General features: G+C 68.9%; 7 protein-coding genes. All 7 read left to right on the forward strand.

The features are described 5' to 3' along the window. Window positions 1-438, forward strand: a 438-nt coding sequence (locus tag ABNT58_RS13710; protein WP_348754026.1) for a tetratricopeptide repeat protein, incomplete at its 5' end; no start/stop codon positions are given. Then, window positions 438-1,565: an outer membrane protein assembly factor BamB gene (gene bamB / locus ABNT58_RS13715; RefSeq protein WP_348754027.1), complete on the forward strand. Its 1,128-nt coding sequence runs from the start codon at window positions 438-440 to the stop codon at window positions 1,563-1,565. The genes ABNT58_RS13710 and bamB, both read left to right, overlap by 1 nt. Before the next feature lie 19 nt (window positions 1,566-1,584). After that, window positions 1,585-2,925: a ribosome biogenesis GTPase Der gene (gene der, locus ABNT58_RS13720; protein ID WP_348754028.1), complete on the forward strand. Its 1,341-nt coding sequence runs from the start codon at window positions 1,585-1,587 to the stop codon at window positions 2,923-2,925. Between the two features lie 99 nt (window positions 2,926-3,024). Beyond that, window positions 3,025-3,267, forward strand: coding sequence for an RNA chaperone Hfq (gene hfq / locus ABNT58_RS13725; protein ID WP_250196916.1), 243 nt, complete (start codon window positions 3,025-3,027; stop codon window positions 3,265-3,267). Between the two features lie 23 nt (window positions 3,268-3,290). Beyond that, on the forward strand, window positions 3,291-4,550 hold the full coding sequence (hflX, locus tag ABNT58_RS13730) for a GTPase HflX (RefSeq protein WP_348754029.1): 1,260 nt from the start codon (window positions 3,291-3,293) through the stop codon (window positions 4,548-4,550). A 2-nt stretch (window positions 4,551-4,552) separates the two neighbouring features. After that, window positions 4,553-5,884 (forward strand): FtsH protease activity modulator HflK, encoded by a 1,332-nt coding sequence (gene hflK / locus ABNT58_RS13735; RefSeq protein ID WP_348754031.1) that lies wholly within the window; start codon window positions 4,553-4,555, stop codon window positions 5,882-5,884. 18 nt (window positions 5,885-5,902) lie between these two features. Then, window positions 5,903-6,652: protease modulator HflC (locus ABNT58_RS13740; RefSeq protein ID WP_348754030.1), on the forward strand; the 750-nt coding region annotated here is incomplete at its 3' end.

Consider the following 6,652-nt stretch of genomic DNA (forward strand, 5'->3'; position numbering starts at 1 on the left):
CAGGTGTTCGGCGACTTGAAGAGCAACTACCCGCGCACCGCCTACGCGGGCCAGGGCGGCCTGCTGGCGGCACAAGCCCAGTTCGGCAAGGGCCGGGCCGACGAAGCCGCCGCCACGCTGGGCTGGGTGGCCGACAACGCCAGTGAAGACGAATACCGCACCGTGGCCAGGCTGCGGCTGGCCGGCCTGCTGCTGGACAAGAAGCAGTACGACGAGGCGCTGCGCCAGCTGGACGGCGCCAAGGCTGCCGGCTTCGAGGCGCTGGTGGCCGACCGCCGCGGCGACGTGCTGATGGCGCAAGGCAAGAAGGACGAGGCCAAGGCCGCCTACCAGACCGCCTGGAAGACGATGGACAGCAAGCTCGAATACCGGCAGCTGGTGGAAGCCAAGCTCACCGCCCTGGGCGCCGCGCCCGCGGCCAGCGAGGTGGCCAAGTGATGCGCGCGCGTTCATCGTTGCTGCGCTTCGGCGCCCTGGCCCTGGTGGCGGCGCTGGCCGCCGGCTGCTCGTCCACCGACAAGCCCAAGCCCACCGCACTCGAAAGCTACTCGCCGCAGATCGCCGGCCGCCAGGTCTGGAGCACGCGGCTGGACAAGCTGGATTTCCCGATGGTGCCCACCGTGCGCGAGGGCGAGCTGACGCTGGCCTCGGGCAACGGCAACGTGGTCACGCTGCAGGCCGACACCGGCGCCGAGCTCTGGCGCGGCAATGCCGGCGCACCCATCGTGGCCGGCGTCGGCACCGATGGCCGCATGGCCGCCGTCGTCACCCGCGACAACGAACTGGTGGTGATGGAGCGTGGCGCCGTCAAGTGGCGCACCCGCCTCAATGCCCGCGTGGCCACGCCGCCGCTGGTGGCCGGCGAGCGGGTGTTCGTGATGGGCGTGGACCGCATCGTCAACGCCTTCGACGCGCTCGACGGCAAGCCGCTGTGGCGCTTCCAGCGCCCGGGTGATGCGCTGACGCTGTCGCAGGCCAGCGTGCTGTCGGCCTTCAAGGACACCTTGCTGGTGGGCCAGGGCCCGCGCCTGGTGGGCCTCGATCCGCTGCGCGGCAGCACCCGCTGGGACGTGGCCGTGGCCACCCCGCGCGGCACCAACGAGGTGGAGCGCCTGGCCGACCTGATCGGCCCGCCGGTGCGCCTGGGCGACACCGTGTGCATGCGCGCCTTCCAGTCGGCCGCCGGCTGCGTGAATGCCGAGCGCGGCACGCTGCAGTGGAGCAAGAACGTCGGCGGCGTGCAGGCCGTGGGCGGCGACACCGAACTGGTGGTGGGCGCCGATGCCAGCGACCGCATCACCGCCTGGCGCGCCGCCAACGGCGACGTGGCCTGGACCAGCGAGCGGCTGCTGTACCGCCAGCTCAGCGGTGCGCTGGTGGTGGGCCGCACCGTGATCTTCGGCGACGCCGAAGGCCAGGTGCACTTCCTCGACCGCGCCAATGGCAACACCTTGCTGCGCCTGCCCACCGACGGCTCGGCCGTGGTGGGTGCGCCGGTGCGGTGGGGCAACACCGTGATCGTGACCACCCGCAATGGCGGCGTGTTCGCGTTCCGGCCGGAATGACAGCGAACAGGCAGCACACATGAAACCGGTCGTGGCCCTGGTGGGCCGCCCCAACGTCGGCAAGAGCACGCTCTTCAACCGCATCACCAAGAGCCGCGACGCCATCGTCGCGGACTTTGCCGGCCTGACACGCGACCGCCATTACGGCGACGCGCGGCTGGGCAGCCGCGAGTTCATCGTCATCGACACCGGCGGCTTCGAGCCCGACAAGCCCACCGGCGTGGTGGCCGAGATGGCCAAGCAGACCAAGCAGGCGGTGGCCGAGGCCGATGCCGTCATCTTCGTGCTGGACATCCGCTCGGGCCTGTCGGGCCAGGACGCGGACATTGCCCGCTACCTGCGCGCGGCCAACAAGCGCGTGTTCATCGCGATCAACAAGGCCGAGGGCATGGCCGAATCGCCGATGCTGGCCGAGTTCTTCGAGCTGGGCATGGGCGAGCCGCATCCGATCAGCGCCGCGCACGGGCAGGGCATCCGCAGCCTGGTGGAAGCCGTGCTCGACAGCTTCACCTGGCCCGAGGACGAGGACGAAGCCGCCGATGGCGAAGACCGCCCGATCCGCCTGGCGGTGGCCGGCCGCCCCAACGTGGGCAAGAGCACGCTGATCAACACCTGGCTGGGCGAAGAGCGGCTGATCGCCTTCGACATGCCGGGCACCACGCGCGACGCCATCCACGTGCCCTTCGAGCGCAACGGCAAGCGCTTCGAGCTGATCGACACCGCCGGCCTGCGCCGCAAGGGCAAGGTGTTCGAGGCGATCGAGAAGTTTTCGGTGGTCAAGACGCTGCAGGCCATCGACCATGCCAACGTGGTGGTGCTGCTGCTGGACGCCACACAGGGCGTGAGCGAGCAGGACGCCCACATCGCCGGCTACATCCTGGATGCCGGGCGTGCGGTGGTGCTGGCCGTCAACAAGTGGGACGCGGTGGACAGCTACCAGCGCGAGCTGCTGGAGCGATCGATCGTCAGCCGCCTGGCCTTCCTGAAGTTCGCGCCCATCGTGCACATCTCGGCGCTCAAGCGCCAGGGCCTGGGCCCGCTGTGGAAGACGATCGCCGACGCCCATGCCTCGGCCACCGTCAAGATGACCACGCCGGTGCTCACGCGCCTGGTGCATGAGGCGGTGGAACACCAGGCGCCCAAGCGTGCCGGTCATTTCCGGCCCAAGCTGCGATATGCGCACCAGGGGGGCATGAATCCCCCGGTGGTGGTCGTCCACGGAAATTCGCTGGAACACGTCACCGACGCCTACAAACGCTTCCTGGAAGGCCGCATCCGCGATCATTTCAAGCTCACCGGCACGCCTTTGCGGATAGAAATGAAATCGTCGCGGAACCCTTTCGACGACAAGGCCTCCTAAGGCTTGAAGAGGCGGGAAAGGTTGTCCCGCCGCCAGCCTGCCACTAGGGGCAACCCTGTGCTAACGTGGCACGCATCTGAAACAGACACGGAGAATGTCGTGAGTAATAAAGGGCAATTGCTACAAGACCCATTTCTGAACCTGCTGCGCAAGGAACATGTTCCGGTGTCGATCTACCTGGTCAATGGCATCAAGCTGCAGGGCCATATCGAATCCTTCGACCAGTACGTCGTTCTGCTGCGCAACACCGTGACCCAGATGGTCTACAAGCACGCCATTTCCACGGTGGTCCCGGGCCGCGCGGTCAATTTCCACGCGCAAGAACCCGGTGATGCGGCCTGACGGCCGAGCTGGCAGTCCCTGCCTTGAGTTCTGACGTCTTTCCGTCCGGCGCGCCGGCGGCCGATGGTGCCCGCGCGGTGCTGGTCGGTGTCGACCTCGGCCCGTCGTCTTCCTTCGACCCCACGCTGGACGAACTCGCCCTGCTGGCGGAGTCGGCAGGCGACGTGGCCGTGGCGCGCCTGATCGCGCGCCGCAAGGCCCCCGACGCCGCGCTCTTCGTCGGCAGCGGAAAGGCCGACGAGATCAAGGCCCTGGTGCTGCAACACCGCGCCACCGGCGTGATCTTCGATCAGGCCCTCAGCCCCGCGCAGCAGCGCAACCTGGAACGCCACATCGGCGTGCAGGTGGCCGACCGTACCGCGCTCATCCTCGAGATCTTCGCCCAGCGGGCGCAGAGCCACGAGGGCAAGCTGCAGGTCGAGCTGGCCCGGCTGCAGTACGTGGCCACCCGGCTGGTGCGCCGCTGGAGCCACCTGGAGCGCCAGCAGGGTGGCATCGGCACCCGCGGCGGCCCGGGCGAGGCCCAGATCGAACTCGACCGCCGGATGATCGGCGAGCGCATCAAGACCGTGAAGCAGCGGCTCGAGAAGGTGCAGCGCCAGCGCGGCACCCAGCGCCGCGCGCGCGACAAGAGCGGCACCTTCCGCGTCTCGCTGGTGGGCTACACCAACGCCGGCAAGTCCACGCTGTTCAACGCGCTGGTCAAGGCGCGCACCTATGCGGCCGACCAGCTCTTCGCCACGCTGGACACCACCACGCGGCAGCTGTACCTGCAGCAGCTGGGCGGCACGGTCTCGCTGTCCGACACCGTCGGCTTCATCCGCGACCTGCCGCACAAGCTGGTCGAGGCCTTCCGCGCCACGCTGCAGGAGGCGGCCGAGGCCGACCTGCTGCTGCACGTGGTCGATGCTTCCAGCCCGCTGCTGGCCGAGCAGATGGACGAGGTGGACCGCGTGCTGGCCGAGATCGGCGCTGAACGCATTCCGCAGATCCTGGTCTACAACAAGCTCGACCGGCTGGACGACGCCAGCCGCCCGCGCGTGCTGGTCGATGCGGTCGAGCGTGCGCCGGGCCTGCGGGTGCCGCGCATCTTCCTCAGTGCCATCGAAGGCACCGGGCTGGATGCGCTGCGCGAGGCCATCGCCGGCGCGGCTGCCGGCACGGCCGACGCGTGGGCCGCACCAGCGGCCGACGCCGACGACCAAGACCGCCCCACCGGCTCTGACGAGCCGCCCTCTCCGGAAGCCGACGAGGCTCCCGTCACCCGATCCATGCAAGCATGAACATGCGCCATTCGTACCCCGAGCGTTCCAGCCTGTCGGCCGTGGCCCAGGCCAGCCGTGCGCTCCTGGCCGGCCTGGTTCGATCCGCCTGGCCGCGGCGCCGCGGTGCCGCCAGCGACACGCTGGTGCTCAACAACGGCCGCAACGACGGCCCGCCCGACCTCGACGAACTCTGGCGCGACTTCAACCGCAAGCTCAGCGGCCTGTTGGGCGGCAAGCAGGGCGGCGGTGGCAACAACAACCGCGGCCCCGGCGATGGCGGCGGCCCGCAGTTCCGCCCCGACATGAAGAGCGCCGGCATCGGCGTCGGCCTGATCGGCGTGGTGGTGGTGCTGGTGTGGCTGGCCAGCGGCTTTTTCATCGTGCAGGAAGGCCACCAGGCGGTGGTCACGTCCTTCGGCCGTTATGCCTACACCGCCGAGGCCGGCTTCCAGTGGCGCTTCCCGTACCCGTTCCAGGCGCATGAAACCGTGCCGGTGACGCAGCTGCGCTCGGTGGAAGTGGGCCGCAACACGGTGGTGCAGGCCACCGGCCTGCGCGATTCGTCGATGCTCACCGAAGACGAGAACATCGTCGACATCCGCTTCACCGTGCAGTACCGGCTGAAGGACGCGCGCGAGTTCCTGTTCGAGAACCGCAACCCCGACGAAGCCGTGGTGCAGGCCGCCGAATCGGCGGTGCGCGAGATCGTCGGCCGCAGCCGCATCGACCAGGTGCTGTACGAGCAGCGCGACGCCATCGCCACCGACCTGGCCAAGTCGGTGCAGGCGCAGCTCGACCGGCTGAAGGCCGGCATCATCGTGGCCAACGTCAACGTGCAGAACGTGCAGGTGCCCGAGCAGGTGCAGGCCGCGTTCAACGACGCGGTCAAGGCCGGTGCCGACCGCGACCGCTTCAAGAACGAAGGCCAGGCCTACGCCAGCGACGTGATCCCGAAGGCGCAAGGCACGGCCGCGCGACTGCGCGAAGAGGCTGAAGGCTACAAGGCCCGCGTCACCGCGCAGGGCGAAGGTGATGCGCAGCGCTTCCGCTCGGTGCTGGCCGAGTACCAGAAGGCACCGGCCGTCACCCGTGACCGCCTCTACCTCGAGACCATGCAGCAGGTCTACAGCAACGTCAGCAAGGTGATGGTGGACAGCCGCAACGGCTCCAACCTGCTGTACCTGCCGCTGGACAAGCTGATCCAGCAAAGCGGCGCCGCGGCGCCCGCCTCCACCGGCAACACCGGCGTGGCCACGCCCACCACGCCGATGGACGGGGTGCCGACCGGCGCTTCGACCGCCGATTCGCGCTCGCGCGAGAACCAGCGCAGCCGTGACCGCGAAGTCCGCTGATCGCAGGAGACAACAACAATGAACCGTATCGGAGCCATCGTCGCTGGCGCGCTCATCCTGCTGATGCTCGCCAGCTCCACGCTCTTCATCGTCGACCAGCGCCAGGTGGCGGTGGTGTATGCGCTGGGTGAGATCAAGGAAGTCATCACCGAGCCGGGCCTGAAGTTCAAGCTGCCGCCGCCGTTCCAGAACGTCGTGTTCCTGGACAAGCGCGTGCAGACGCTGGACAGCCCCGAGACCCGCCCCATCTTCACCGCCGAGAAAAAGAGCGTGGTGATCGACTGGCTGGTGAAGTGGCGCATCGTCGAGCCGCGCCAGTTCATCCGCAACAGCGGCGTCGACATCCGCAACCTGGAAAGCCGGCTGGCGCCGGTGGTGCAGGCCGCCTTCAACGAGGTGGTCACGCGGCGCACCGTGCGCGGCGTGCTGGCCACCGAGCGTGAGCAGGTGATGCAGGCGGTGCGTGAGCGCCTGGCCGACGAAAGCAAGGCCTTCGGCATCGAGATCGTGGACGTGCGCGTCAAGCGCGTGGACTTCGTGGCCGACATCACCGACGCCGTCTACCGCCGCATGGAATCGGAACGCAAGCAGGTGGCCAACGAGCTGCGGTCGCAGGGCGCCGCCGATGGCGAGAAGATCCGCGCCGACGCCGACCGCCAGCGCGAGGTGATCATCGCCGAGGCCTACCGCGACGCGCAGAAGATCAAGGGCGAGGGCGATGCGCAGGCTTCGGCGCTGTACGCCGATGCCTTCGGCCGCGACCCGCAG

The sequence above is a fragment of the uncultured Aquincola sp. genome (genome assembly GCF_964001545.1).
Taxonomy (GTDB): Bacteria; Pseudomonadota; Gammaproteobacteria; order Burkholderiales; family Burkholderiaceae_C; genus Aquincola.

What these genes read in the sequence shown, in the direction of transcription:
- der (WP_348754028.1), top strand. Translation starts at nt 1,585, where the DNA reads ATGAAACCGGTCGTGGCCCTGGTGGGCCGCCCCAACGTCGGCAAGAGC.
- hflK (WP_348754031.1), top strand. Translation starts at nt 4,553, where the DNA reads ATGCGCCATTCGTACCCCGAGCGTTCCAGCCTGTCGGCCGTGGCCCAG.
- bamB (WP_348754027.1), top strand. Translation starts at nt 438, where the DNA reads ATGCGCGCGCGTTCATCGTTGCTGCGCTTCGGCGCCCTGGCCCTGGTG.